This is a genomic window from Micromonospora sp. CCTCC AA 2012012 (assembly GCF_040499845.1).
GTDB lineage: Bacteria > Actinomycetota > Actinomycetes > Mycobacteriales > Micromonosporaceae > Micromonospora > Micromonospora mangrovi.
The window spans coordinates 2903988-2927605 of sequence record NZ_CP159342.1 but is presented as its reverse complement, the minus strand read 5'-3'; the positions used below and the strand labels follow the sequence as shown (position 1 = coordinate 2927605).

Genomic DNA, 23618 nt, shown 5'->3' with positions numbered 1-23618 from the left:
GCGGCCCGCGGGGTCAGAGCCGGTCGGGGCGGGGCGTGCCGAACGGGAAGTCGGGCACCGGGGGATGCAGGCGCACCTGGTCGACGGGGAGCTGACGGGTGCTGCGCCCCAGCAGCCGCGCCGTCGCGCGCAGCAGCCACGGGCCCGCCGGGTGCAGCTCCGGCCCGATCAGCCGCCCGGTCACCCGGGTCCACCAGTGCCCGGCGACGATCACGTCGGTCAGCCGGAACGTCGCCGGCGGGAAACCGCCCCGCACCACCACGTCCACCACCCGCCCGAGCCGCCGGCCGTGCAGGTCGTACGCGGTCCGCCCGAGCAGCTCACCCGCTCGCACGGTTGGCTCCCGGGATCCGGTCGATGAGGTGCCGGCGCAGCCACGACTCCACCGGTGACGGCGGCAGCTCCGCCGCCCCCACCCGTAGCCGCACCACGCTGTCCAGCCGGTCGACCAGGGCGAGCGGGATCCGCACCGGCGGCACCGGCGGGTCGTCGACGAACCGGTCGGCGACGGCGACCAGCAGCCGCCCGACCCGGCCACCGATCCGCTGCCCGAGCGCCCCCTGCCCGGTCAGCAGGCAGTCCACGTACGGGAAGCCGTCGGCGTCGACGGCGAACCCGATGTCGTCGACCCGGCCGATCAGCCGACCGTCGCGGTCGACGATCTGCCGGTCGAGCAGCCGCTTGCCGAGCTGGATCCTCACCGCCCCATCCCCGTCACGATCGCCAGGGGGATCGCCGCCACCGACGCGACGACGATGAGCAGCAGGAACACCGCCCCGAGCAGGTTGTTCCACCGCCCGTTCACCCGGTCACCCAGATACGTCCGGTCGTTCGCCACCACCAGGATCGGCAGGTACGTCAGCGGCAGCACCACCGCGCTCAGGACCAGCATGTACTCGGTGAGCGCGACCGGGTCGACGGTCGTCATCAGCAGCAGCATCCCGGCCAGCACGCTGACCAGCAGGACGCTGTGGAACCGGGCCGCCTCGCGCGGGCTGACCCGCTTGCCCCACTGCCAGCCGAAGTACTGCGACGCGGCGTACGCCGCCGAGATGCCGGTCTCCAGCGCGGCGCCGAAGGTCACCGCGAAGAACGCCAGCACCGCCACGGCCAGGCCGATCCCGCCGAACGCCAGCACCACCGGCCGCGCCACCTGGTCCAACGTCTGCAGGGACGTCCCGCCGGGGTGGTAGACCACGGCGGCCGTGGCGATCAGCGACAGCGCCAGGAAGCCGCCCACCGGAAAACCGATCAGCACGTTGGACCGCGCGTCGGCCAGGTCGGCGGCACTCCAGTTCTCCTCCACCCCGCCGGAGGAGAAGAAGAACACCTCGTAGGGGCTGACCGTGGAGGCGAAGAGCGCCACCGCCACGAACCAGTAGGTGCCCCAGCCGTGCCCGGCGGCGCTGACCTGCAACGCCTGCTGGCCGAGCCGTCCCCAGTCGGTCGGCAGCGCGAGCAGCGCCACCGCGAAGACCAGCAGCGCCAGCCCGGCCAGACCGAAGACCCGTTCCATCAGCTCGAAGCGCATCCGCCACAGCACCAGCCAGACCGCGAGCGCGGCCACCGGCACCCAGAGCAGGTAGCTCACCCCGGAGGCCAGTTGCAGCGCCAGCGCCACCCCGCCCAGCTCCGCGGCCAGGGTGATCACCGTGACCAGGTAGGAGGCGACCAGGTTGAGCAGTGCCAGTCGCGGCCCCAACCGCTCGCGGACCAGGTCAAACACCGCCCGGCCGCTCACCGCCGCGATCCGTCCGGCCATCTCCGCGTACGCGCAGATGCCGAGCACCCCGACCAGCAGCACCCAGGCGTGGGCCATGCCGAAGCGCGCCCCGGCCTGACTCGCCGCCACCAGATCGCCGATGTCGACGAAGCCGCCGATGGCGGAGAGCACGCCCAGCGTGGCGGCGAGCAGCTTCCTCACGGCGGCGGCGGATCGGAGGGTGTCATCGACGCGACGATATCGGCGCTGGGGTACCCTTTTCCGCCGAATCACGCAGCTGGCCGGGCGCTGTCCTCGTTCGGCCCGGCGGTGTCGGTCCGACCCGACGGCCGGCCGGCGGCCGGATCTGGTGGACGGGTCAGGCGTCGGTGAGGTTCTGCAGCCGGACCTGGCCGCGGGAGACCAGCCGGCCGGCCTCGTCCGCGATCTCCACCTGCCAGAGCTGCTGGCTGCGCCCCTGGTGGATCGGCGTGCCCACCGCGGTCAGCTCACCCTCGCGGACCGCCCGCAGGAAGTCCGTCTGGTTGGCCACGCCGACGACCTGGCCCTTGTCGCCCAGCCACAGCGCGCCACCGACGCTGGCCGCCGTCTCCACGACCGAGCAGTAGACGCCGCCGTGCTGGATGCCGAAGGGCTGGTGCAGCTCCGGGCGGACCCGCCAGCGGATGACCACCTTCTCCCCGCTGACCTCGTCGAACTGGAGGCCGAGCAGCTCGACGAAGCCCCCGGTCACGTCCGGCATCTCCACGGCAGTTCCTCCTCGCGGTGTGCGGAGCGCCAGCCTAGCCGCCCCGCCGCCGGCAAACCCGGTACGGTCCGCGCCCCGCGATGGGGGACAATCGGTGACCGTGACCGACAGCAACCTCCCGCACGGGCGGGACTCCCTGACCGAAGACCTGCGGTGGCGGGGCCTGATCCAGGACTCGACCGGCCTCGACGAGCTGCGCGCGCTGCTCGACGGCGGGAGCGCCACCTTCTATGTGGGCTTTGACCCGACCGCCCCGAGCCTGCACGTCGGCCATCTCATGCAGGTCACCACGGCCCGCCGGCTCCAGCTCGCCGGGCACCGGCCGTTGCTGCTCGTCGGCGGCGCCACCGGCCAGATCGGCGACCCGAAGGAGAGCGCCGAGCGGACCCTCAACCCGCCCGAGGTGGTCGCCGGCTGGGTCCAGCGCATCCGTGACCAGCTCTCGCCGTTCGTGTCGTACACCGGGGAGAACGCGGCCCAACTGGTCAACAACCTGGACTGGACCGGCGAGATGTCGGTGGTGGAGTTCCTGCGCGACGTCGGCAAGCACTTCCCGGTGAACAAGATGCTGGCCCGCGAGGTGGTCAAGGCCCGGCTGGAGACCGGCATCAGCTTCACCGAGTTCAGCTACCAGCTGCTCCAGGCCAACGACTTCTTCGAGCTGCACCGCCGGCACGGCTGCCAGCTCCAGTACGGCGGCTCGGACCAGTGGGGCAACATCACCGCCGGCGTCGACTACGTCCGCCGGCGGGGTGCCGGGCCGGTCCAGGCGTTCACCACGCCGCTGGTCACCCGGTCCGACGGCACCAAGTTCGGCAAGACCGAGGGCGGCGCGGTCTGGCTCGACCCGGAGATGACCAGCCCGTACGCGTTCTACCAGTTCTGGGTCAACGCCGACGACCGCGACGTCACCCGCTACCTGCGCTACTTCAGCTTCCGTTCCCGGGAGGAACTGGAGGCGCTGGAGAAGGAGACCGCGGAGCGCCCGGCGGCCCGCCTCGCCCAGCGGGCCCTGGCCGAGGAGCTCACCACGCTGGTGCACGGCGAGCGGGAGATGGCCCAGGCGGTCGCGGCGAGTCAGGCGCTCTTCGGCCGTGGGTCGTTGGACGACCTGGCCCCGGAGACGCTGCGCGCCGCGCTCACCGAGGCGGGTCTGGTCCACCTCACCGAACTGCCCGACGTCGCCGGGCTGCTCAAGGAGTCGGGTCTGGTGCCGAGCATGAAGGAGGCCCGCCGGGTCATCGCCGAGGGCGGGGCCTACGTGAACAACACCCGGGTCACCGAGGCGGACGCGACCGTCGCGCCGACCGACCTGCTGCACGGCCGCTACCTGGTGCTGCGGCGGGGCAAGCGCTCCTTCGCGGGCGTTGAGCTGCGGAAATGACGCGTTGAGAGCGATGTGACGCGGGACGCCCCCGGGGAATTTGACGATCAACTCCCCGGGGGCGTAACTTTCTCTCTGCCAGCGCGGAACGGACGAAACAGGCCAAAGAGCCTGCGAGGCCGGAGCGCGGGAGTGGACCTCCGGGTGGTGCCCCGGATTCGCCGCGAGGCGGATTTGGCGAGGCGGAACCGACCGGGTAAGGTTCAACGCCGGCAGGGAAACGGGCGAGCATGCGGGAGACCGCAGCGGCCGGCCTGCCGGAAGCCACGAGGGAGAGCGGCGAAAGCCGGTCTGAATCGTGGCGCCCGGAATCGGGTCGAAGTGGCGCGGATCGCTACAGAGCGGTTTGACGCGGCGGAAACCACCGGGTAACGTAGTAAAAGTGCCTGGCGCGAGAGCGGCGGGTGCGAGACGAATGAAATGCCCCGGACGGGGTTCCGCGAATGTGGAGCTTCCGGCGATGTGTGGTTGTTCTTTGAGAACTCAACAGGGTGCTTGATAAGCCAGTGCCAATTGTTTTATACCCCGCACTGGTCAGGCTTTTGTCTGGCTGGTGGGGATTCCTTTGGCAACATTTTGTTGCCGGGACAGTTTTTCAACAAGTTTTTGTTGGAGAGTTTGATCCTGGCTCAGGACGAACGCTGGCGGCGTGCTTAACACATGCAAGTCGAGCGGAAAGGCCCTTCGGGGTACTCGAGCGGCGAACGGGTGAGTAACACGTGAGTAACCTGCCCCAGGCTTTGGGATAACCCTCGGAAACGGGGGCTAATACCGGATATGACCTTATGCCGCATGGCGTTTGGTGGAAAGTTTTTCGGCCTGGGATGGGCTCGCGGCCTATCAGCTTGTTGGTGGGGTGATGGCCTACCAAGGCGACGACGGGTAGCCGGCCTGAGAGGGCGACCGGCCACACTGGGACTGAGACACGGCCCAGACTCCTACGGGAGGCAGCAGTGGGGAATATTGCACAATGGGCGGAAGCCTGATGCAGCGACGCCGCGTGAGGGATGACGGCCTTCGGGTTGTAAACCTCTTTCAGCAGGGACGAAGCGTAAGTGACGGTACCTGCAGAAGAAGCGCCGGCCAACTACGTGCCAGCAGCCGCGGTAAGACGTAGGGCGCGAGCGTTGTCCGGATTTATTGGGCGTAAAGAGCTCGTAGGCGGCTTGTCGCGTCGACCGTGAAAACTTGGGGCTCAACCCCAAGCCTGCGGTCGATACGGGCAGGCTAGAGTTCGGTAGGGGAGACTGGAATTCCTGGTGTAGCGGTGAAATGCGCAGATATCAGGAGGAACACCGGTGGCGAAGGCGGGTCTCTGGGCCGATACTGACGCTGAGGAGCGAAAGCGTGGGGAGCGAACAGGATTAGATACCCTGGTAGTCCACGCTGTAAACGTTGGGCGCTAGGTGTGGGGGGCCTCTCCGGTTCCCTGTGCCGCAGCTAACGCATTAAGCGCCCCGCCTGGGGAGTACGGCCGCAAGGCTAAAACTCAAAGGAATTGACGGGGGCCCGCACAAGCGGCGGAGCATGCGGATTAATTCGATGCAACGCGAAGAACCTTACCTGGGTTTGACATGGCCGCAAAACCTCCAGAGATGGGGGGTCCTTCGGGGGCGGTCACAGGTGGTGCATGGCTGTCGTCAGCTCGTGTCGTGAGATGTTGGGTTAAGTCCCGCAACGAGCGCAACCCTCGTTCGATGTTGCCAGCGCGTTATGGCGGGGACTCATCGAAGACTGCCGGGGTCAACTCGGAGGAAGGTGGGGATGACGTCAAGTCATCATGCCCCTTATGTCCAGGGCTTCACGCATGCTACAATGGCCGGTACAATGGGCTGCGATACCGTGAGGTGGAGCGAATCCCAAAAAGCCGGTCTCAGTTCGGATCGGGGTCTGCAACTCGACCCCGTGAAGTCGGAGTCGCTAGTAATCGCAGATCAGCAACGCTGCGGTGAATACGTTCCCGGGCCTTGTACACACCGCCCGTCACGTCACGAAAGTCGGCAACACCCGAAGCCGGTGGCCCAACCCTTGTGGAGGGAGCCGTCGAAGGTGGGGCTGGCGATTGGGACGAAGTCGTAACAAGGTAGCCGTACCGGAAGGTGCGGCTGGATCACCTCCTTTCTAAGGAGCACCATCCGTCGAAAGACGGCATGGAGCCCGCGGCCCGCGAATGTCGGGTCGGGGTGCTCAGATGGCGGAGACACTGGCCAGTTTGTTCTCGGCAACGGTCGGGGGCGCCTAGTACAGCCACTTCGGTGGTGGGAACGGATGTCCTGGATGCGGCTGAGGAAAGGCGTAAAGCACCCTGTTGGGTCCTGAAAGAACAACCATCGGTTGTCTTTCAGAGACTTGTCCGAGGCGGAAGCTTCGGGAGTCTGCCAGGCATGGCCTGGCCTCGCATACCGATCACTGTGGTGGTGCTGGTGTGGGGCAGTTCGGGTTGTGGGTTGGTCGTTTGTTGAGAATTGCACAGTGGACGCGAGCATCTTTGTGGTCAAGTTGTCAAGGGCGAACGGTGGATGCCTTGGCACCAGGAGCCGATGAAGGACGTGGGAGGCCGCGATAGGCCTGGGGGAGCTGTCAACCAAGCTGTGATCCCAGGGTGTCCGAATGGGGGAACCCGGCACCAGTCATGTGGTGTCACCTGCACCTGAACACATAGGGTGTATGGGGGGAACGCGGGGAAGTGAAACATCTCAGTACCCGTAGGAAGAGAAAACAAATTTAGTGATTCCGTGAGTAGTGGCGAGCGAAAGCGGATTGAGGCTAAACCGGCTGCGTGTGATACCTGTCAGGGGTTGCGTGGTCGGGGTTGTGGGACCCCGCTGAGTGTACTGACATGCGCTCGAGGAGTTACAAAGTCAGTGGCTAGCCGAATGGTGTGGAAAAGCCAACCGTAGACGGTGATAGTCCGGTACGTGAAAGTTGCTGACCTTCTGTGGGTGTTCCCGAGTAGCGGCGGACCCCTGAAATCTGCCGTGAATCTGCCAGGACCACCTGGTAAGCCTAAATACTTCCTGGTGACCGATAGCGGACGAGTACCGTGAGGGAATGGTGAAAAGTACCCCGGGAGGGGAGTGAAATAGTACCTGAAACCGTTCGCCTACAATCCGTCGGAGCCTTGCGGGGTGACGGCGTGCCTTTTGAAGAATGAGCCTGCGAGTTAGTGGCATGTGGCGAGGTTAACCCGTGTGGGGGAGCCGTAGCGAAAGCGAGTCTGAATAGGGCGTATTCAGTCGCATGCTCTAGACCCGAAGCGGAGTGATCTAGCCATGGGCAGGCTGAAGCGCGGGTAAGACCGCGTGGAGGGCCGAACCCACCAACGTTGAAAAGTTGGGGGATGACCTGTGGTTAGGGGTGAAAGGCCAATCAAACTCCGTGATAGCTGGTTCTCCCCGAAATGCATTTAGGTGCAGCGTCGCGTGTTTCTTGCCGGAGGTAGAGCACTGGATGGTCTAGGGGGCCCACAAGCTTACCGAAATCAGCCAAACTCCGAATGCCGGTAAGTGAGAGCGCGGCAGTGAGACTGCGGGGGATAAGCTTCGTAGTCGAGAGGGAAACAGCCCAGATCACCAGCTAAGGCCCCTAAGCGTGTGCTAAGTGGAAAAGGATGTGGGGTCGCATAGACAACCAGGAGGTTGGCTTAGAAGCAGCCACCCTTTAAAGAGTGCGTAATAGCTCACTGGTCAAGTGGTTCCGCGCCGACAATGTAGCGGGGCTCAAGCACACCGCCGAAGCTGTGGCATTCACATTTCAACCTCGCTTGGACTTGATTCCTTGTGCAGGTGTGTGGATGGGTAGGGGAGCGTCGTGCCGGGGGTGAAGCAACGGGGTGACCTAGTTGTGGACGCGGCACGAGTGAGAATGCAGGCATGAGTAGCGAAAGAAGGGTGAGAAACCCTTCCGCCGGATGACCAAGGGTTCCAGGGCCAGGCTAATCCGCCCTGGGTGAGTCGGGACCTAAGGCGAGGCCGAGAGGCGTAGTCGATGGACAACGGGTTGATATTCCCGTACCCGCGAAAGAGCGACCCTGACGAACCTCGTTGTGCTAACCACCCAAACCAGCGGCGACCTTCGGGTCAAGGTTGGGGAGCGTGGGAACCTGGCGGGTAGTAGTCAAGCGATGGGGTGACGCAGGAAGGTAGCTGAGCCCGGCCGGTGGTTGTGCCGGGGTAAGCGTGTAGGCCGTACCGTAGGCAAATCCGCGGTGCATGGAGGCTGAGACGTGATGCCGAGCCGATTCAGGTGAAGTCAGTGATCCTATGCTGCCGAGAAAAGCCTCTAGCGAGTTCTTAGCGGCCCGTACCCCAAACCGACACAGGTGGTCAGGTAGAGAATACCGAGGCGATCGGGCGAACTGTGGTTAAGGAACTCGGCAAATTGCCCCCGTAACTTAGGGAGAAGGGGGGCCGGAGACGTGAAGCCCCGCGCGGGTGGAGCGTTGTATGGCCGCAGAGAGCAGGGGGAAGCGACTGTTTACTAAAAACACAGGTCCATGCGAAGAAGTAATTCGATGTATATGGACTGACGCCTGCCCGGTGCTGGAACGTTAAGGGGACCTGTTAGCTCTTCGGGGCGAAGCGGAGAACTTAAGCGCCAGTAAACGGCGGTGGTAACTATAACCATCCTAAGGTAGCGAAATTCCTTGTCGGGTAAGTTCCGACCTGCACGAATGGCGTAACGACTTCCCCACTGTCTCAACCACAGGCCCGGCGAAATTGCATTACGAGTAAAGATGCTCGTTACGCGCGGCAGGACGGAAAGACCCCGGGACCTTTACTATAGCTTGACATTGGTATCCGAATTAGCTTGTGTAGGATAGGTGGGAGCCGGTGAAGTCCATACGCCAGTATGGGTGGAGGCAATCTTGAAATACCACTCTGGTTGATTTGGGTATCTAACTTCGGACCGTTATCCGGTTCAGGGACAGTGTCTGGTGGGTAGTTTAACTGGGGCGGTTGCCTCCTAAAGGGTAACGGAGGCGCCCAAAGGTTCCCTCAGCCTGGTTGGCAATCAGGTGTTGAGTGCAAGTACACAAGGGAGCTTGACTGTGAGACTGACAGGTCGAGCAGGGACGAAAGTCGGGACTAGTGATCCGGCACTTGCGAGTGGAAGCGGTGTCGCTCAACGGATAAAAGGTACCCCGGGGATAACAGGCTGATCTTCCCCAAGAGTCCATATCGACGGGATGGTTTGGCACCTCGATGTCGGCTCGTCGCATCCTGGGGCTGTAGCAGGTCCCAAGGGTTGGGCTGTTCGCCCATTAAAGCGGTACGCGAGCTGGGTTTAGAACGTCGTGAGACAGTTCGGTCCCTATCCGCCGTGCGCGTAGGATACTTGAGAAGGGCTGTCCCTAGTACGAGAGGACCGGGACGGACGAACCTCTGGTGTGCCAGTTGTCCCGCCAGGGGCACGGCTGGTTAGCTACGTTCGGAAGGGATAACCGCTGAAAGCATCTAAGCGGGAAGCTCGCTTCAAGATGAGGTATCCCACCCACCTTTGGTGGGGTAAGGCCCCCAGCTAGACGACTGGGTTGATAGGCCGGAAATGTAAGCCCGGTAACGGGTTCAGTTGACCGGTACTAATAGGCCGAGGACTTGACTACGAAGCTGCTACGCGTCCACTGTGCAACTCTGAACAAGCGAACACCCGTGTGTGTGCCGGTGTGTTTGACATGTTCATAGAGTTACGGCGGTCATGGCGGAGGGGAAACGCCCGGTCACATTCCGAACCCGGAAGCTAAGCCCTCCAGCGCCGATGGTACTGCACTCGGGAGGGTGTGGGAGAGTAGGACACCGCCGGACAATCTTCCAGTCGAGGGCCGCCCCATTTGGGTCGGCCCTCGACTGCGTTAGCGTCTTAGGGACGCAATCAGGAAGGATGTACCTGTGAGTTCAGAACCGCAGGGCGGAGATCGTCCGCGCCGCTACGAGGATCGGTCCGACCGTCAGCAGGGGCGCGGTGACGCCCGCCGGCACGACCGTCCCTCGTACCGTGGCAGCCGTGACGACCGCTCCGGTGGTGAGCGTGGCGCCTCCGCCGGCGACCGCCGTGAGGGCGGCTTCCGCCCCGGCGGTGCCCGCGAGGGTGGGTTCCGCGGTGGTGACCGCCGTGAGGGTGGTTTCCGCTCCGGCCCGCGTGAGGGCGGCTTCCGCCGCGACGACCGCGACGGCGGCTCCCGGGGCGGTGAGCGCCGTGAGGGCGGCTTCCGGTCCGGCCCCCGCGAGGGCGGCTTCCGTGGTGGCGACAACCGCGAGGGTGGCTTCCGTGGCGGCGACCGCCGTGAGGGTGGCTTCCGCGGTGGGGACAACCGCGAGGGTGGTTTCCGGTCGGGTCCCCGTGAGGGCGGGTTCCGCCGCGACGGTGAGGCCCCCCGTGAGGGTGGCTTCCGGGGTGGCGACCGTCGTGAGGGCGGTTTCCGGTCCGGTCCGCGCGACGGTGGTGCGCCCAGCGGTGAGCGTCGTGAGGGCGGCTTCCGTGGCGGCGACCGCCGTGAGGGCGGCTTCGGCGGCGGACAGCGTCGTGAGGGTGGCTTCCAGGGCGGTGACCGTCGCGAGGGTGGCTTCCGCGGCGGGGACAACCGTGAGGGTGGCTTCCGGGGTGGCGACCGCCGTGAGGGTGGCTTCCGGTCCGGTCCGCGCGACGGTGGCGGGCCCAGCGGTGAGCGTCGCGAGGGTGGCTTCCGGGGCGGGGACAACCGCGAGGGTGGCTTCCGGGGTGGCGACCGCCGTGAGGGTGGCTTCCGGTCCGGTCCGCGCGAGGGTGGTGCGCCCAGCGGTGAGCGTCGCGAGGGCGGCTTCCGTGGCGGCGACCGCCGTGAGGGCGGCTTCGGCGGCGGACAGCGTCGTGAGGGTGGCTTCCAGGGCGGTGAGCGTCGCGAGGGTGGCTTCCGTGGCGGGGACAACCGCGAGGGTGGTTTCCGGTCCGGTCCTCGTGAGGGCGGCTTCCGCCGCGACGACCGCGACGGCGGCTCCCGGGGCGGCGACCGCCGTGAGGGTGGCTTCCGGTCCGGTCCGCGTGAGGGTGGCGCGCCCAGCGGCGACCGTCGCGAAGGCGGTTTCCGGGGTGGCGAGCGCCGCGAGGGCGGTTTCCAGGGCGGTGACCGCCGCGAGGGTGGCTTCCGCGGCGGGGACAACCGCGAAGGCGGTTTCCGGTCCGGCCCGCGTGAGGGCGGCTTCCGCCGCGACGGTGAGGCGCCCCGTGAGGGCGGCTTCCGTGGCGGTGACCGCCGTGACGGTGGGTTCCGGGGTGGCGACCGTCGTGAGGGCGGCTTCCGGTCCGGTCCGCGCGAGGGTGGCGCGCCCAGCGGCGATCGCCGTGAGGGCGGCTTCCGTGGCGGTGAGCGCCGCGAGGGTGGCTTCCAGGGCGGTGAGCGTCGTGAGGGTGGCTTCCGCGGCGGGGACAACCGTGAGGGCGGCTTCCGATCCGGTCCCCGTGAGGGTGGCTTCCGGGGCGGCGAGCGCCGTGAGGGCGGCTTCGGCGGCGGGCAGCGCCGCGAGGGTGGCTTCCAGGGCGGTGACCGTCGTGAGGGTGGCTTCCGTGGCGGTGACAACCGTGAGGGTGGCTTCCGGGGCGGCGAGCGCCGTGAGGGCGGCTTCGGCGGCGGGCAGCGCCGCGAGGGTGGCTTCCAGGGCGGTGACCGTCGTGAGGGCGGCTACCGCGGGGGCGAGGACCGGCCGCGTACCGAGCGGGACGGCGACCGGCGTGGCTACGGTGCCGGCCCGCGCGGGGACGACCGGTCGGACCGGCCCGAGGGCGACCGCCCGACCGGTCCGGTGCTGCCGGACGAGATCGTCGCGACCGACCTGGACACGGCCGTCCGGGCCGAGCTGCTCTCGCTGAACAAGCCGGTGGCCGAGAAGGTCGCCCGGCACCTGGTCGCCACCGGTCAGCTGATCGACGACGACCCGGAGCTGGCGCTCGAGCACGCGCTGGCGGCCCGTCGGCTGGCGTCCCGGATCGCGGCGGTGCGGGAGGCGGTCGGGCTGGCCGCGTACCACGCGGGGGAGTGGCAGTCGGCGATCGCCGAGCTGCGCACCTACCACCGGATGAGCGGGCTGCAGAGCCACCTCGCGGTGCTGGCCGACTGTGAGCGGGCGCTGGGACGCCCGGAGCGGGCGATCGACCTGTTCCGCGGCGCCGACCAGGCGAAGCTGGACAAGGCCGTGGCGATCGAGCTGCTGATCGTCGCCGCCGGGGCCCGGGGCGACCTCGGCCAGAAGGACGCGGCCGTGGCGATGCTCCAGGTCCCTGAGCTGACCAACGACTCGTCCGAGCCGTGGGCGGCCCGGCTGCGCTACGCGTACGCGGACGCGCTGCTGGCGGTGGGTCGTCGCGAGGAGGCACGGGAGTGGTTCTCCCGGGCCGCCGACATGGACTCCGAGGGCGAGACGGATGCGGCCGAGCGGCTGCTCGAGCTCGACGGCGTGTCGATCGAGGGCGACGACGAGGACGAGGAGCTCCCGGTGGAGGAGGCAACCGCGGGACCGGGTACGCCCGGCGCGGTTCCGGCCCAGCCGGACGCCTCGCTCACCGGCGGTGACAGCGAGCCCGACGACGCCGACGACCTCGACGAGGACGACGACGACTTCGACGACGAGGACGACCTCGACGACGAGGACGAGGACGACCTCGACGAGGACGACGACCTCGACGGCGACGCCCGTGCGGACGACCTTGACGACGACGAGGACGACGAGCGGGACGACGTGGTCGGCGACGACCTCGCCGACGACGAGCTGACCGAGGACCGGGCGGAGTCGCTGGCCGACGCCGCGTCGGCGGACGAGCGCCCCGCCGGTACGTCGGCCGACCACGCCGACCGGTCGGACCGTGACCCGGAGGCCGGACAGCGGTGAGTACGCACGCCGGGGAACGGCTGGTCGACGGGTACACCCTGGTCGTCTTCGACCTGGACGGGGTGATCTATCTGATCGACCGGCCGATCCCCGGCGCGGTCGACGCGGTCGGCCGGTTGCGCGCCGAGGGCCGGGCGGTGGCGTACGCCACGAACAACGCCTCGCGCCGCTCCAGCGAGGTCGCCGAGCTGCTCACCGGCATGGGCGTGCCGGCCCGGCCGGAGGAGGTGCTCACCTCCGCCGCTGCGGCCGCCGAACTGCTGCGGGAGGCGCTCCCCGCGGGCGCCGCGGTGCTCGTGGTCGGGGCGGAGGCGCTGCGGGCCGAGATCAGCGCCGTCGGCCTCCGCCCGGTCACCCTGGCCGACGAGGAACCGGCCGCGGTAATCCAGGGGTACGGGCCGCAGGTCGGCTGGGTGGAGCTGGCCGAGGCGTCGGTGGCGGTCCGGGCCGGCGCGCGCTGGTACGCCACGAACACCGACCGGACCCTGCCCAGTGGCCGAGGGCCGCTGCCCGGGAACGGCTCCCTGGTGGCGGTGCTGCGTACCGCCCTGGACCGGGAGCCGGACGTGGTGGTGGGCAAGCCCGAACCGGCGCTCTTCGCCACCGCCGCCCGTCGGGCGGACGGGGGGCGCTCCCTGGTGGTCGGTGACCGGCTGGACACCGACATCGAGGGCGCCCGGCGGGCCGGGCTGGACAGTCTGCTGGTGCTCACCGGGGTCAGCGACGTGGCGGAGCTGCTGGCCGCGCCGGAGTCGCGCCGTCCCACGTACGTCTCGCAGGACCTGGCGGGGCTCTTCGACCCGGCGGCGGTGGTGCGGGTGCCGGGTGCCCCGGACGTCGACGGCTGGTCGGTCACCGTGACCGACGGCGAGCTGGTGCTCGACGGCGCGGGTCGGCCGCTGGACGCGCTGGCGGCGCTCTGCGCGGTGGCCTGGGCCGCGTCGGCGGGCCCGGTGGTGCGGGCGGCGTCGCCGCGGGCGGCGGAGGCCCTCACCGCGCTGGGCCTGGCGGCCTGACGCCGGCTCAGAGCAGCTTGCGGAGCTTCATCAGGTCGAACGGGTTGGCCTTGATGGAGACGCGGCGAGAGGTGACCGCCCGGCCGACGTCGAGCTGACCGTGCACCAGGGCGACCAGGTCGTCGCTGGTGGTGCTCAGCGCGATCTTCGCCTTCGGGTCGTCGCCGTCGGTCAGGTCGACCAGTCGCCCGCCGGCGATCCGGCCGTGGAACGCGGTGTCGAGGTCGGTGATCCGGCAGGCCAGCGTCCGGTCCAGATCGATCCTGCCCTGCATCTCGGCGTGCCGGTCCAGCCGGGCGGCCAGATCCCGCAACGCCTGCCGGCACTCGTCCACGCTGGCCACATCGTCTCCTCGTCGCACGCCACGCCGTTCCCCGGCACCGTACCGCAATGGGCCGTCGGGGGCGCCCGGTAGCGTGAGACCCGCAACCACCGCCCCGCGGAAGGACTCAGGCATGCAGGACGCGTGGCGCGCCTATCTTGAGCTGGCCATGGGCCTGACGGAGGCGCCCCGGAAGAAGGCCCAGGACGCGGTGCGTCGCGCGGTGGGCCAGGGCGGCGCGACCGCCGCCCAGCTCCAGGCGTTGGCCGAGGAGCTGCTCTCCACCGGCGCGGCGAACCGGGAGGCGCTGACCAAGCTGGTCCGGTTCGAGGTGGACCGGGCCCTCGGCGCGGTCGGGCTGGCCACCGCCGACGAGGTGGCCGAGCTGACCCGCCGGGTGCACGAGCTGGAGCGGGAGCGCCGCGAGGCGAAGTCAGCCGGCACGACCGCGTCGGCCACCGGGCCGGTCTCCGCCGCGCCGGCGGCGACCCCGTCGACCGCTCAGCCGCCGGCCACCGGGCCGGTCTCCGCGGCGCCGACGGTGCCCGCGCCGGCCCCCACCACCGCGGTGGCGAAGAAGACCGTGGCGAAGAAGGCGATCGCGAAGAAGCCGCCGGCCACCGTGTCCCGCACCCCGGCCGACGGGTCCCCGGCCACGCCGTCCCGGCCGGTGAAGAAGGCGGCGCCGCGCCGGCAGTCGCCGGGTGGTGACGGGTGAGCACGCCGTTCCGTCCCGGCCCACCGCCCGGCGCCCGTCCCGGCCCGCCCGTCGGCCCGCGTCCCGGGCCGCCGTCGGGCGCCCGGCCCGGCCCGCCGCCGTCGATCGAGGACGTCGAGGACGCCCGGCACCCGGCGGTGGACGCCGCCGTCCAGGCCATGGCCAACGCCGCCGCGCTGTCGCCGGCCGACCAGATCCCCCAGTACGAGGCGGCGTACGACACGCTGCGCGAGACCCTGGCCACCATCGACCAGGCCTGACCGAGTCGGAGAACCACCCATGGCACGTCGCAACCGGCTGGACGCCGAACTGGTCCGCCGCGGTCTGGCCCGCTCCCGGGAACAGGCCGCCGCGCTGGTGGAGGCCGGCCGGGTCCAGCTGCGCGGGGTGACGGCCCGCAAGGCCGCCGCGATGGTCGACCCCGCCGACCCGCTCCTGGTCACCGGCGAGGACCCGGTCTCCGAGTACGTCTCCCGGGGCGGCCACAAGCTCGCCGGCGCGCTCGCCGCGTTCGCCCCGGGCGGCCTCACCGTCGCCGGCCGGCGCTGCCTCGACGCGGGCGCCTCCACGGGCGGCTTCACCGACGTGCTGCTGCGCGCCGACGCGGCCGAGGTGGTGGCCGTGGACGTCGGCTACGGGCAGCTGGCCTGGCCGTTGCGCACCGATGAACGGGTCCGGGTCTTCGAGCGCACCAACGTGCGTACCCTCACCCCGGAGGTGATCGGCGGCGAGGTCGACCTCACCGTGGCCGATCTCTCCTTCATCTCGCTGCGCCTGGTCCTGCCGGCCCTGGCCGGCTGCACCCGGGCCGACGGCGACCTGGCGCTGATGGTCAAGCCCCAGTTCGAGGTGGGCAAGGAGCGGGTCGGTGCGGGCGGCGTGGTCCGCGACCCGGCGCTGCGGGCCGAGGCGGTGCTCGACGTGGCCGCCGCCGCGGCCGGGCTCGGGCTGGGCCTGGCCGACGTCGCGGCCAGCCCGCTGCCGGGACCCAGCGGCAACGTCGAGTTCTTCGTATGGTTACGCCGGGGCGCCCCGGCCGCGGACCCGGAGCGGGTACGCGCGGTGGTGGCGGCCGGGCCGGCGGGTTTCCCGCCCCCGGCCGACGCGCCGGACGCCCCGACCACGAGTCAGGAGGTCGCCCCATGAGGGTGCGGGATGCAGCGGAGCGGACGGCGCTGCTGGTGACGCACACCGGCCGTCGACGCAGCACCGAGCACGCCCGGGCGGTGGCGGCCGACCTGATCGCGGCGGGTTTCGAGGTGCGGGTGGTGGCCGAGGAGGCCGACGACCTGGACCTGCCCGGCGTGGTGCCGGTGACCGGCCCGCAGGCCGCCGAGGGCGCGGAGATCGTCTTCGCACTCGGCGGCGACGGCACCTTCCTGCGCGCGGCCGAGCTGGCCCGGCCGGCGAAGGCCCCGCTGCTCGGCATCAACCTGGGCAAGGTCGGCTTCCTCGCCGAGGCGGAGATCGACGACTTGGACGTGGCGGTGCGCGACGTGGTGCACCGGAACTACACGGTGGACGAACGGCTCACCCTCGACGTGACCGCCGAGTTCGAGGGCGGTCCGACCATCGAGTCGTGGGCGCTCAACGAGATCAGCGTCGAGAAGGGCGAGCGGGCCCAGATGCTGGAACTCCTCGTCGACGTGGACGGCCGCCCGCTGTCCCGGTACGGCTGCGACGGCGTGGTCTGCGCCACCCCCACCGGCTCCACCGCGTACGCCTTCTCCGGTGGCGGACCGGTGGTCTGGCCGGAGGTGGAGGCGCTGCTGCTGGTGCCGATCAGCGCGCATGCGTTGTTCAGTCGGCCGCTGGTCACCGCGCCCACCTCGACCTTCGTGATCACCGTCGACCCGTTCACCACCCTCGCGGTGCTCTGCTGCGACGGGCGGCGGGTCTACGACCTGCCGCCGGGCGCCAAGGTGACGGTGCGTCGGGGGACCCTGCCGGTGCGGATCGTCCGGCTGCGGGCCCGCCCGTTCACCGACCGGTTGGTGGCCAAGTTCGACCTGCCGGTGCAGGGCTGGCGCGGCAGCCGCAGGTGAGCGGCGTCTCCCCGGCCGGCCGGCGCGCCTGATCAGCAGGGCCGACGGCGGCGACGTCACCCCGTCCCGGCCGCGCCGGCTGGTCAACTGTCGGGGGCCGCGTCTACTGTCGGGTGCTGTGCTGGAAGAGCTGCGCATCACCGGACTGGGCGTCATCGAGGACACCACGCTGCCGTTGGCCGGCGGGATGAACGTCATCACCGGCGAGACCGGTGCGGGCAAGACGATGGTGGTGACCGGCCTGGGCCTGCTCTTCGGCGGCCGGGCCGACGCCGGGCGGGTGCGCGCCCAGCCGGGCCGCGCGATCGTGGAGGGGCGGCTGCGCCTCACCGGCCGGGTGGCCGACACGGTGCACGCCCGGATCACCGACGCCGGCGGCGAGCCCGACGAGGACGGCTCGCTGCTGCTGAGCCGCACGGTGACGGTGGAGGGCCGCTCCCGGGCGCACCTGGGTGGGCGGAGCATGCCGGTGTCGATGCTCGGCGAGGTGGGCGAGCAGGCGGTGGCCGTGCACGGCCAGTCCGACCAGCTGCGGCTGCTGCGCCCGGCGGAGCAGCGGGCCGCCCTGGACCGCTTCGCCGGCCCGACGCACGAGAAGCTGTTGGACGCGCTGCGCGAGGCGTACACCCGGTGGCGGACGGTCGTCGACGACCTGGCCGACCGGCGGCGCAACGCCCGCGAGCGCAACCAGGAGGCCGACCTGCTCCGGTTGGGCCTCGACGAGATCACCCGGGTCGACCCGCAACCCGGGGAGGACGACGAGCTGAAGGCCGAGGCGCAGCGCCTGGAGCACGCCGAGGGGCTGCGCACGGCGGCGCAGCTGGCCCAGCAGTGCGTGGCCGGCGGGGTGGAGGCGGCCGACGAGACGCCCGACGCGACGGTGCTGCTGGGCACCGCCCGTCGCACCCTGGAGGCGCAGGCCGGCACGGACCCGGCCCTGGGGGAGCTGGCGGGCCGGCTGGAGGAGGCGGCCACCCTGGTCGCCGACGTCTCCGCCGAGCTGTCGACCTATCTGGCCGCGCTGGACGCCGACCCGGCCCGGTTGCAGGTCATCTACGAGCGGCGGGCGGCGCTGCGCGCGTTGACCCGCAAGTACGCCGACGACGTCGACGGCGTCATCGCCTGGGGCGAGCGGGCCCGCACCCGACTGTCCGACCTGGACACCTCCGACGAGCTGCTGGACGAGCTGGACCGGGAGGCGTCCCGGCTGGCCGGCGAGGTGGCGGAGCTGGCCGGGAAGGTGTCCGCGTCCCGCCGGGAGTCGGCGGTCCGCTTCGCCGAGCAGGTCACCGTGGAGCTGGCCGGGCTGGCCATGCCGCACGCCCGGATCGAGGTGGCGGTGCTGCCCCGCCCTGTCGGCCGGAACGAGCCGAGCCTGCCGGTCAACGGCGTGGAGGCGGGCGTCGGCCCCGACGGCGCCGACGAGGTCGAGCTGCGGCTGCTGGCCCATCCGGGCGCGCCGTCGCTGCCGCTGCAGCGGGGTGCCTCCGGTGGTGAGCTGTCCCGGGTGATGCTCGCCATCGAGGTGGTCTTCGCCGGCTCGGGTGGCCCGCCCACCCTGGTCTTCGACGAGGTCGACGCGGGCGTCGGCGGTCAGGCGGCGGTGGAGATCGGCCGGCGGCTGGCCCGGCTGGCCCGCAGCCACCAGGTGCTCGTCGTCACGCACCTGCCGCAGGTGGCCGCGTTCGCCGACCGGCACCTGGTGGTGGCGAAGGACACCGGGGGAGCGGTCACCACCAGCGGGGTGCGGGTGGTGGAGGACACCGAGCGGGCCCGGGAGCTGGCCCGGATGCTCGCGGGTTTGCCGGATTCCGATCTGGGTATCGCCCATGCCGAAGAGCTCCTGGCCGTTGCGGCCAAGGAAAGGCGACCGTGACGTCGGGTTTGTGAGCGCAAGCACACCGGCATGCGCTCCGGTGTGCTTCCCTGGGTAGGCGGCCCTGCTCAGGCATGTCGCGACAGCAGAACCTGCCTCCCATGCCAGGATGGTCACGATGCGTCTACCCACCTTGCGCCGGACCCGGAGCGCGGAACCGGGCTCAGTCCTCGGCACCGCGCGCCTCGACCGCCGGACGAAACGGCTGGTCGGCCGGCTGCGGCCCGGCGACATCGCGATCATCGACCACGTCGACCTGGACCGGGTGGCGGCCGACTCGTTGGTGGCCGTCGGGGTCACCGCGGTGCTCAACGCCAAGCCGTCCGTCTCCGGGCGCTACCCGAACCTCGGGCCGGAGGTGCTGATCTCGGCCGGCATTCCGCTCCTGGACGACCTCGGTGAGGGCGTCTTCGAGCGGATCCGCGAGGGCGACCTGATCCGCATCGAGGGCAACACCGTCTTCGTCGGCGAGGAACCGGTGGCGCACGGCGCGCTCCAGGACGCCGAGACGGTGGCGAAGTCGATGGCCGACGCCCGGGAGGGGCTGTCGGTGCAGTTGGAGGCGTTCGCCGCCAACACCATGGACTACCTCAAGCAGGAACGTGAGCTGCTGCTCGACGGCGTCGGCGTGCCGGAGATCCAGACCCAGGTCCAGGGCCGGCACTGCCTCATCGTGGTCCGGGGCTACGACTACAAGGCCGACCTGGACGTGCTGCGCCCGTACATCCGGGAGTTCAAGCCGGTGCTGATCGGCGTGGACGGCGGCGCGGACGCCCTGGTCGAGGCGGGCTACACGCCCGACATGATCATCGGTGACATGGATTCGGTCACCGACGACGTGCTGCGCTGCGGTGCCGAGGTGATCGTGCACGCCTACCCGGACGGGCGGGCGCCGGGACTGGCCCGGGTCAACGGACTCGGTGTGCCGGCCATCACCTTCCCGGCCGCGGCGACCAGCGAGGACCTGGCCATGCTGCTCGCCGACGAGAAGGGCGCCTCGCTGCTGGTGGCCGTCGGCACCCACGCCACCCTGGTCGAGTTCCTGGACAAGGGGCGCGGCGGCATGGCGTCGACGTTCCTCACCCGGCTGAAGGTCGGCGGCAAGCTGGTCGACGCCAAGGGCGTGAGTCGGCTCTACCGGCAGAGCATCTCCGGTTCGTCGCTGCTGCTGCTGGTCCTCTCGGCGGTGGCCGCGATGGCCTCCGCGGTGGCGGTCTCCACCGTCGGGAAGGCGTATTTGGGCGTGGTCTCCGAATGGTGGGACAATTTCGTGTTCCAGCTCGGCCAGCTCTTCTAGCTCCCCGACGATCAAGAGGCTGCAAGCGTGATCAACTTCCGCTACCACGTGGTGTCCCTCACCGCGGTCTTCCTGGCGTTGGCGATCGGCCTGGTGGTCGGCACGGCCGCCCTCAACGGGCCGGTCGCCGACTCACTCAAGGAGAACGTCAACGCGCTGCGCAAGGACAACCAGCAGATGCGTCAGTCGGTCAACAGCATGCAGAAGGAGCTGGAGCTGGAGGAGGACTTCGCGGCGGAGATGGCGCCGGTCGTCCTCCCCGGCAAGCTCGCCGGCCGGCGGGTGCTGGTGCTCGACCTGCCCAGCGGCCGCAAGCACACCGACGGCGTGGTGAAGATGCTGGAGCAGGCCGGGGCGAACATCACCGGCCGGATCGACCTCCAGGACAAGTTCATCAACCCGGACAGCAACAACAACCTGCTGGAGCTGGCCGTCACCGCCGGCCGCCCGAGCAGCGCGCCCCCCTCCGGCCTGCCGGGCAACGGCCACGGCGTGGAGACCTCCAGCGCCCTGCTCGCCAGCGTCCTGCTCGACCGGCCGGCGGGCAGCCCGCCGGTCACCGACGCCGACCGCAAGGCGGTGCTGTCGGCGTACTCGACCTCCGGATATCTGACCGCCGAGGACAAGGTCACCACGTCGGCCGAGGCGGTCGTCCTGGTCAGCGGGCAGCCGTACGTCGACAAGGACTCCGCCAAGGAGGACGAGTCGGTGGTCAAGGTCGCCGAGCAGTTCGACCGGGCCGGAGGGGCGATCGTGGTCGCCGGCAACGGCTCGGCCGGCGGCAACGTGGTCGCCGTCGTCCGGGGCGATCCGGTGCTCTCCCAGAGCATCTCCACCGTCGACAACGCCAACACCGTGCAGGGCCAGCTCGTCACCGCGCTCGCCCTCGTGCAGCAGCTCACCGAGAAGAAGGCCGGCCAGTACGGTGTCGGCGACAACGCCGCGGCGCTGCTGCCTAAACTGCCCCAGTGAGCGCCCGACCGCTGTCCGGTCTGCGCCGCACCGCGTACGGCATCCGGATCGGAGGGGTCGCGTGACCAGGTGGGGTCGGCTGCTGGCCGTCGGCGCGGGGGCGGTCGCCGCCCGCTACGTGCTGCGGGAGGTGCGTACCTCCCCGTTCGCGCCGACGCTGGAACGAACCAACTTCCGGGGCCGGACGGTGACCCTCGCGGCCGGTCCGGCCCTCACGGTCGGCGCCGCCACGGCGGGCGCGCTCGGCGCGGGCAGCGCCCCGGCCGGGGCCGCCGCGCTGGTGGCCGGGCTCGGCGCCGGTGCGGTCGGGCTGTACGACGACGTGGTCGGCGCGCGACCCGAGCAGAAGACCGCCAAGGGCTTCGCCGGGCACCTCGCCGCCCTGCGGGAGGGGCGGGTCACCGCCGGCCTGGTGAAGATCGTGGGCGTGGGGGCGGCCGGGCTCGGCGCGGCGGCGCTGCTCGCCACCGACGCCCGGGTCGCCGCGCACCCCCGTCGGCAGCGGCACGGCGTGCTCGGCCGCGGGGTCGACGTGCTGCTCGGCGCCGGCGTGATCGCCGGTACGGCCAACCTGCTCAACCTCCTCGACCTGCGTCCCGGCCGGGCGTTGAAGTCCGGCCTGCTGCTCGGCGCGCCGCTGGCCGGCGGCCCGTACGGTGGCGTGGCGGTCGGGGCGGTCGGCGCCGCCGCCGGGCTGATCGGCGACGACCTCGGTGAGCGGGTGATGGTCGGCGACAGCGGCGCCAACGCCCTCGGCGCGCTGCTCGGGGTGAGCCTGGCGGCGCGTACCGGGCCGCTCGGCCGGGCCGGGGTGCTCGCCGTGCTCACCGCGCTCACCGCGGCCAGCGAGAAGGTCAGCTTCACCCAGGTCATCCAGCGGACCCCGGGGCTGCGGGAACTCGACGCGCTGGGTCGGCTCGCCGACTGACGTGACGAAGGCACCCCTCGCCGGAACCGGCCGCGTGGCCGGAGCGGCCGCGCTCATCGCCGCGCTCACCGTGGTCAGCCGACTCGCCGGGTTCGGCCGGACCGCCGTCTTCACCTGGACACTCGCCCCCACCGACCTGGGCGGCGCGTACGTGGTGGCGAACAACCTGCCGAACTTCGTCTTCGAGATCGTCGCCGGGGGCGCGCTGGCCAGTCTGGTCGTACCGCTGCTGGCCGGCGCGGTCGAGGCCGGTGACCGGCGCGGCGTGGCCGCCACCACCGGCGCGCTGCTGACCTGGACGCTGAGCCTGCTGATTCCCCTCGCGGTGCTGGTGGCGTTGCTCGCCGACCCGCTGATCGTGCTGCTCGGCCCCGGTCTGAGCGACGTCCAGCAGCACGCCGGGGCCCGGATGCTGCGGCTGTTCGCTCCGCAACTGCCGCTCTACGGCGTCGGCATCGTGCTGACCGGTGTGCTCCAGGCCCACCGGCGCTTCGCCTGGCCGGTGATCGCCCCGCTGCTGTCCAGCATCACGGTGATCGTGGTCTATCTGGCCTTCACCGCGACCGAGGGGAGACTGGCCACCGTCGGCGAGGTGAGCCGCGCTGGTGAGCTGCTGCTGTCCGGCGGCACCACCCTCGGCGTGGTGGTGCTGTCGCTCTCCCTGCTGATCCCGCTGCGCCGGCTGCGGCTGCCGCTGCGGGTCGGCTACCGGTTTCCGGCCGAGGCGAGGGGCCGGGTCGGCGGGCTCGCCGTCGCCGGGGTGGTGACGGTCGTCGCCCAGCAGATCGCCCTGATCGTCCTGCTGGTCCTGGTCACCTTCGGCTCCCGGTCCAACCCGGGCGTCTACAACATCGCCCAGACGATCTACTTCCTGCCCTGGGCGGTGCTGGCGGTGCCGCTGGCGGTGGCCGCGTACCCGACCCTCGCCGCCGCCCACGCGGGCGGCGACGAGCGGGCCTACCGGGACACCCTCGCCCCGGCCGTGCGCGGGGTGGTGCTGTTCAGCCTGCTCGGCGCCGCCGCGCTGGTCGGCACCGCCATCCCGGTCGGGCACTTCTTCTTCGCGCCGCAGGTGGCCGGCGGCGCGGCGGCGGCCGTCGCGGGCTTCGCGCCCGGTCTGCTCGGCTACGGCCTCTTCGCCGTGCTCACCCGCGCCCTCTACGCCCGGGGCGAGACCCGGGCGGCTACCGGCGCCACCGCGGTCGGCTGGCTCACCGTACCGGCGGCGGCGGTGCTGCTCGGCGAGCTGCTGCCGCTCGCCGACCGGGTGCTCGCGGTCGCCCTCGCCACCTCCCTCGGCATGCTGGTGCTGGGCGCGCTGCTGCTCGCCGCGGTGCGCCGTTCGGCGGGGCCCGCCGCGCTGGCCGGTGTCGGCCGGGCCGGGGCCGCCGGTCTGCTCGCCGCCGTCGTCGCCGGGCTCGGCGGGGCGGTCACCGCGCGGTGGCTGGCCGGGCTGGGCGACGGGACCCCGACGACAGCGGAGGCCCTCGTTCAGGGCATGCTGTCCGGGGCCGTGGTGGGCGTCCTGTTCCTCGCCGTCGCCTGGTTGACCGACGAGCGGGACCTCCGGCCGCTGCTCGCCGCCGTGCGTCGCCGGCTGGGCCGACGGCGTCCGCCCGCCCCGCCCGGCGGCCCAGGGGAGGGCCACCGCCCCCGGACCGGGGGTGACGGTAAGGAGACGGTCGCTCCATGAAGGTGGGGAGTGAGCCGGTTCTGCGAGCCCCGCAGTCG

At 70.6% G+C, this 23618-nt stretch carries 18 protein-coding genes and 3 rRNA genes; 15 read left to right on the top strand and 6 right to left on the bottom strand.

What is annotated here, in order from left to right; all coding sequences use genetic code 11:
* Positions 1–13: 13 nt before the first annotated feature.
* The 4 genes from ABUL08_RS12640 to ABUL08_RS12625 all read right to left on the bottom strand — a co-directional run bounded on the left by ABUL08_RS12640 (position 14) and on the right by ABUL08_RS12625 (position 2465).
* Positions 14–334: a PRC-barrel domain containing protein gene (locus ABUL08_RS12640; protein WP_350937700.1), complete on the bottom strand. Its 321-nt coding sequence runs from the start codon at positions 332–334 to the stop codon at positions 14–16.
* Positions 321–701, bottom strand: coding sequence for a hypothetical protein (locus ABUL08_RS12635; RefSeq protein WP_350937699.1), 381 nt, complete (start codon positions 699–701; stop codon positions 321–323). The genes ABUL08_RS12640 and ABUL08_RS12635 overlap by 14 nt, the downstream gene beginning before the upstream one ends.
* Positions 698–1924 carry an NRAMP family divalent metal transporter gene (locus ABUL08_RS12630; RefSeq protein WP_350937697.1) on the bottom strand — a complete coding sequence of 409 codons (1227 nt, stop codon included), beginning with the start codon at positions 1922–1924 and terminating at the stop codon, positions 698–700. The genes ABUL08_RS12635 and ABUL08_RS12630 overlap by 4 nt, the downstream gene beginning before the upstream one ends.
* A 157-nt stretch (positions 1925–2081) precedes the next feature.
* Complete coding sequence (locus ABUL08_RS12625) at positions 2082–2465, bottom strand: PaaI family thioesterase (protein WP_350938603.1); 384 nt, start codon at positions 2463–2465, stop codon at positions 2082–2084.
* A 106-nt stretch (positions 2466–2571) separates the two neighbouring features.
* On the opposite strand from ABUL08_RS12625, the gene tyrS reads away from it, so the two are divergent.
* From tyrS to rrf, 4 genes are all read left to right on the top strand, one after another.
* Positions 2572–3855, top strand: coding sequence for a tyrosine--tRNA ligase (tyrS, locus tag ABUL08_RS12620; RefSeq protein WP_350937695.1), 1284 nt, complete (start codon positions 2572–2574; stop codon positions 3853–3855).
* Positions 3856–4461: 606 nt separating this feature from the next.
* A 16S ribosomal RNA gene (locus ABUL08_RS12615) occupies positions 4462–5976 on the top strand.
* A gap of 371 nt (positions 5977–6347) precedes the next feature.
* Positions 6348–9460: ribosomal RNA gene (locus ABUL08_RS12610) — 23S ribosomal RNA — on the top strand.
* 82 nt (positions 9461–9542) lie between these two features.
* Positions 9543–9659 (top strand): 5S ribosomal RNA (gene rrf / locus ABUL08_RS12605).
* The 16S, 23S and 5S rRNA genes sit together here, the layout of an rRNA operon.
* A 90-nt stretch (positions 9660–9749) precedes the next feature.
* Here the strand turns inward: rrf and ABUL08_RS12600 are convergent.
* The gene (locus ABUL08_RS12600; protein ID WP_350938952.1) at positions 9750–11783 is read right to left on the bottom strand and encodes a hypothetical protein; all 2034 of its coding nucleotides are present in this window, start codon (positions 11781–11783) and stop codon (positions 9750–9752) included.
* Between ABUL08_RS12600 and ABUL08_RS12595 the strand changes: the two genes are divergently transcribed.
* Both ABUL08_RS12595 and ABUL08_RS12590 read left to right on the top strand, forming a co-directional pair.
* A complete protein-coding gene (locus tag ABUL08_RS12595; RefSeq protein WP_350938601.1) occupies positions 11685–12713 on the top strand; it encodes a tetratricopeptide repeat protein in 1029 nt (342 codons plus the stop codon). The two genes, ABUL08_RS12600 and ABUL08_RS12595, sit on opposite strands and share 99 nt — an antisense overlap.
* A complete protein-coding gene (locus tag ABUL08_RS12590) occupies positions 12710–13729 on the top strand; it encodes an HAD-IIA family hydrolase (protein WP_350937693.1) in 1020 nt (339 codons plus the stop codon). The genes ABUL08_RS12595 and ABUL08_RS12590 overlap by 4 nt, the downstream gene beginning before the upstream one ends.
* A 7-nt stretch (positions 13730–13736) precedes the next feature.
* Here the strand turns inward: ABUL08_RS12590 and ABUL08_RS12585 are convergent, their stop codons facing one another.
* Positions 13737–14072 carry an SCP2 sterol-binding domain-containing protein gene (locus ABUL08_RS12585; protein WP_350937692.1) on the bottom strand — a complete coding sequence of 112 codons (336 nt, stop codon included), beginning with the start codon at positions 14070–14072 and terminating at the stop codon, positions 13737–13739.
* 112 nt (positions 14073–14184) lie between these two features.
* On the opposite strand from ABUL08_RS12585, the gene ABUL08_RS12580 reads away from it, so the two are divergent.
* The 9 genes from ABUL08_RS12580 to murJ all read left to right on the top strand — a co-directional run bounded on the left by ABUL08_RS12580 (position 14185) and on the right by murJ (position 23580).
* Positions 14185–14769 carry a phasin family protein gene (locus ABUL08_RS12580; protein ID WP_350937690.1) on the top strand — a complete coding sequence of 195 codons (585 nt, stop codon included), beginning with the start codon at positions 14185–14187 and terminating at the stop codon, positions 14767–14769.
* Positions 14766–15029: a hypothetical protein gene (locus ABUL08_RS12575; protein WP_350937688.1), complete on the top strand. Its 264-nt coding sequence runs from the start codon at positions 14766–14768 to the stop codon at positions 15027–15029. Before ABUL08_RS12580 ends, ABUL08_RS12575 begins: the two co-directional genes overlap by 4 nt.
* A gap of 19 nt (positions 15030–15048) precedes the next feature.
* Positions 15049–15915: a TlyA family RNA methyltransferase gene (locus ABUL08_RS12570; protein WP_350937686.1), complete on the top strand. Its 867-nt coding sequence runs from the start codon at positions 15049–15051 to the stop codon at positions 15913–15915.
* Positions 15912–16814, top strand: coding sequence for an NAD kinase (locus ABUL08_RS12565; protein WP_350937684.1), 903 nt, complete (start codon positions 15912–15914; stop codon positions 16812–16814). The genes ABUL08_RS12570 and ABUL08_RS12565 overlap by 4 nt, the downstream gene beginning before the upstream one ends.
* A gap of 118 nt (positions 16815–16932) precedes the next feature.
* Complete coding sequence (gene recN / locus ABUL08_RS12560) at positions 16933–18690, top strand: DNA repair protein RecN (protein ID WP_350937683.1); 1758 nt, start codon at positions 16933–16935, stop codon at positions 18688–18690.
* Between the two features lie 118 nt (positions 18691–18808).
* On the top strand, positions 18809–19987 hold the full coding sequence (steA, locus tag ABUL08_RS12555) for a putative cytokinetic ring protein SteA (RefSeq protein ID WP_350937681.1): 1179 nt from the start codon (positions 18809–18811) through the stop codon (positions 19985–19987).
* 27 nt (positions 19988–20014) lie between these two features.
* Positions 20015–20959 carry a copper transporter gene (locus ABUL08_RS12550; RefSeq protein ID WP_350937678.1) on the top strand — a complete coding sequence of 315 codons (945 nt, stop codon included), beginning with the start codon at positions 20015–20017 and terminating at the stop codon, positions 20957–20959.
* A gap of 61 nt (positions 20960–21020) precedes the next feature.
* A complete protein-coding gene (locus tag ABUL08_RS12545; RefSeq protein WP_350937677.1) occupies positions 21021–21887 on the top strand; it encodes a hypothetical protein in 867 nt (288 codons plus the stop codon).
* Position 21888: 1 nt separating this feature from the next.
* Positions 21889–23580, top strand: coding sequence for a murein biosynthesis integral membrane protein MurJ (murJ, locus tag ABUL08_RS12540; protein WP_350937675.1), 1692 nt, complete (start codon positions 21889–21891; stop codon positions 23578–23580).
* Positions 23581–23618 lie beyond the last annotated feature (38 nt).